This window comes from Methanobrevibacter sp. 87.7 (assembly GCF_002208625.1).
Taxonomy (GTDB): Archaea; Methanobacteriota; Methanobacteria; order Methanobacteriales; family Methanobacteriaceae; genus Methanarmilla.
On record NZ_MRCT01000165.1, the window covers coordinates 1 to 3,629 of the forward strand.

At 23.8% G+C, this 3,629-nt stretch carries 4 protein-coding genes; 2 read left to right on the plus strand and 2 right to left on the minus strand.

Annotation, left to right across the window (positions count from 1 at the left end; genetic code table 11):
- Positions 1 to 291 precede the first annotated feature (291 nt).
- A complete protein-coding gene (locus tag BGI41_RS07145) occupies positions 292 to 1,383 on the minus strand; it encodes a formate--phosphoribosylaminoimidazolecarboxamide ligase (RefSeq protein WP_088539929.1) in 1,092 nt (363 codons plus the stop codon).
- A gap of 223 nt (positions 1,384 to 1,606) precedes the next feature.
- On the opposite strand from BGI41_RS07145, the gene BGI41_RS07150 reads away from it, so the two are divergent.
- Both BGI41_RS07150 and BGI41_RS07155 read left to right on the plus strand, forming a co-directional pair.
- Positions 1,607 to 2,140 (plus strand): metallophosphoesterase, encoded by a 534-nt coding sequence (locus BGI41_RS07150; RefSeq protein WP_088539931.1) that lies wholly within the window; start codon positions 1,607 to 1,609, stop codon positions 2,138 to 2,140.
- A gap of 106 nt (positions 2,141 to 2,246) precedes the next feature.
- Positions 2,247 to 2,870, plus strand: coding sequence for an RlmE family RNA methyltransferase (locus BGI41_RS07155; protein ID WP_088539933.1), 624 nt, complete (start codon positions 2,247 to 2,249; stop codon positions 2,868 to 2,870).
- A gap of 107 nt (positions 2,871 to 2,977) precedes the next feature.
- On the opposite strand, the gene BGI41_RS07160 is transcribed toward BGI41_RS07155, so the two are convergent.
- Positions 2,978 to 3,391, minus strand: coding sequence for a hypothetical protein (locus BGI41_RS07160; protein ID WP_088539935.1), 414 nt, complete (start codon positions 3,389 to 3,391; stop codon positions 2,978 to 2,980).
- Positions 3,392 to 3,629: the final 238 nt, after the last annotated feature.

Here is a 3,629-nt window from a genome sequence, read left to right on the forward strand (position 1 = left end):
AAAAAACTAATTTTAAAATATATTTAAAAAAAACTTTTTCTAAATAAAAAATAGCTAAATTTAAATTAAAAATTAATAAAAAACTCTTTAAATAAATAACTTTTTTTAACAATTATTCAATATAATAAAATTAAAATTCTTATATTAAAACAGGAAAAATTAAACTAATTTAAATAAAATAGCAAGTATTCCAAATAAATAAATAAAAAAATATTTAAGATAATTCTCAAATTACCTTAATATACTCTTTTTTAAGTTTGTCCTCAAGACAGCTAAAATTAATTATAATAATTATGTAATTACTTTATCTAATTCATCTCTTTCAATAGCATTTTTAATTTCAATTGCAATTCTTCTACCCATACTCATACCTTCACCATATTTAAGGTAAGAATAAGGAGAACCATTCATAAAAGTATTAGTTCCACCATCAACTCTAGCACTTGTTTCAAATACAACTAATTCAAGATTATCATTTACAAGAGTTTGTAAACAGAAAGGACCATTTAAACCAGGTTTAACTAATTCCTTAGCACTTTTTACTAATTTATCACCTAAATCAAATACTTGAGTAAGTAATGATTCTCTTATAACTACAGGATGATTACCAGTTACAACATAAGAAGGAGATAAATTTGTTTCAATTTGATCTTTAGCAGGCATTCTTACTAAACCATCAATACATGATTCATACCTACTATCCATACCCATTAATTCTACTTCATCATTCAATGCAGAGTAGAAATAATGTATACAGTAATTACAACCACAAACATATTCTTCAATATGTGCTTCAGCAACATCAGAATCTTCAATCCATCCACGATTTTTCATGTCATCAATTTTTTTATCAAATTCTTCAGGACTAGAACAGATGAAATAACCTCTACCTCCTCTAGCACCAGGGAATTTAACCATGACTTCACGATCAATATCAGCAGGACTATCAAATTTTCTAGGAATCCTGATATTACCATTTACTAACATTTTTCTTTCTTTATCTCTTTCTGCTTCCCATCTTAAAATATCCCTATTACCAAACATAGGTACATTAAATTTATCTTCAACATTACTTAATCCTGCATAAGCAACAAAAGATCCATGTGGTATAACAATAGCATTCATATCACGAAGTTTTTGTTGAACATCTTCATTAACAATATCTTTAAATTTATCAACCATTATAAATTCATCAGCAACGCCAAAACGTTCATATGGTACTTCACGACCTTTTTCACATACTATAGCAGTTCTAAAACCTTCTAATTGAGCACCACGCAAAATGTGTAAAGAAGTGTGACTACCTAAAGTAGCAATAGTAATATTTTCTTTATCATATCCATCTAAAATATCCAAAATATTTTCCTTTTTAATTTCTCCCATCATTAATCTCCTTTTAAAAATAGATATAATTTTCACTATGTAATTAAAAACATATAATATTTTTTATTTAAATTTTAATAAAAACTAATAAAACAAAAAAATAAGTTATAATTTATTAAACAATAAATAAAAAAATTATATATAAATAATATACAAAATAATAAAAAAACTCATTATTAAAAAATAAAAAAAATATAAAAATAATCATTAATGAAGTGATTCTATGAAAATAGGTTTAATTTCCGATACACATATACCAGATAGATGTAATAAACTACCAGAAAAAGTTTATGAAGCATTTAGATCTGTCGATTTAATTTTACATGCTGGAGATTTAACTAATAAATCAGTTATAAGTGAACTAGAAAAAATAGCCCCAACAATTGCAGTACAAGGAAATATGGATAGGTATAATAATATAGAACTTCCAAAATACAGAGTAATTGAAAAAGAAAATATAAAAATTGGTTTAATCCATGGAGAAGTTTATCCTAAAGGAGATAAACAACAATTATATTATTTAGCTGAAGAATTAGGTGTAAAAATACTTGTTAGTGGACATTCACATATTCCAACAATAGATACTGTGAAAGATGTTCTTTTAGTAAATCCTGGAAGTCCAACAAGCCCAAGACTTTCAGATCCATCAGTAATGATTATGGAAATAAAAGAAGGTAATGTAGATATTGAAGCAATACAAGTTGGAATGCCAAGCTGTAAATCAACAATATTTTTAGAAAAAAATATGAAAAAATAAAACTCATTTAAATAAATTAATGAAATTTAATAAAATACATGTAAAATTATTAAAATAAATTATAATATATAATATATAGAACTATAAAATTGTAAGGTGTGAATATATGGGTAGTAGATGGGAAATGGAAAGAAAAAATGATCCCTATTATAAAAGAGCAAAAGCTAATGAATATCGTTCAAGAGCATCATATAAATTAAAACAACTAGATAAAAAATATAGAATTATAAAAAAAGGAGATACTGTAGTAGATTTAGGTGCTGCTCCTGGTGGATGGTCACAAATTGCTCTTGAAAAAGTTGAAGAAAATGGAATCGTTGTTGGGGTAGATTTAAATAGAATAAAACCACTTCCAAATGAAAATTATTATAGAATCAGAGGAGATTTTACAACTGAAGAAGTTCAAAATAAAATAATTAAATTAATTGGAGGTAAAGCAAAAGTAATTGTATCAGATGCCTCCCCTTCACTTACTGGAATCAGAGATATAGACCATCTTAGAAGTATTGATTTAATAAATGTTGTAATTGATATTGCAGATAATATCTTAGAAGAACATGGAAATATTGTAATTAAAGTTTTCCAAGGACCAGAATATAAACATTTAATTGAAAAACTTAATAAAAAATTTAAAATTTTAAAAACAACAAAACCTCCTTCATCACGTAAAAAAAGTAGAGAAATGTATATTGTAGGATTAGGTTTTAAAAATAAAACAAAACATAAATAAAACAAAAACACAAAAAACAGACAAAACAATAAAAATAAAAAATAAAACAAAAACACAAAAAACAGACAAAACAATAAAAATAAAAAATAAAACAAAAATAAAAAATATTATGATGAATTAGTAGATTCATCAATTAATTTTTTAGTATAATTAAGTTCTTTTTTAGCAATAGCAATTCTATTGTTAACTTCTTGCGAAGATTTACCGGCAGCTAGAGCACTATCAACATCATCAATATCTCCACTAGATCTAGTTAACTCAAGTTTAATATCATCATATTTATTATTATCAATAGAACTTTCAGAATTATTAAACTGAGATTCTAAAGCAGTATAATTTGCTTTTAATTGAGATAATTCATCATATTGATTTCCAGATGAAATACCAGTAGTAATTCCAGAAGAAACCATATTAAAACCAATATAAGCTACAACTACAATAGTTGCAATAATCATAATAACACCTAATATTGATACTAACATGGATGTAGACTTAAATAAATTTAATCTTGATTTTTTCATTAAAAATCCCTTTTTTTATGATTATCTATAATAATTTGTATATTATAAAAAGTATATTTATTATATATTTTAAATTATTTTTAAAATTTTCTATAATCAAAGAAATTTTAATAAAATATAAATTCTATTTAAAAAATAAAAAATAAAAAAACACTTAAAAATATTATAAAAATAGCTAGAAGTAAACTTAAAAAATATAGATTTAAACTATAAAAAAGAATTAAAAATAGATAAAAAT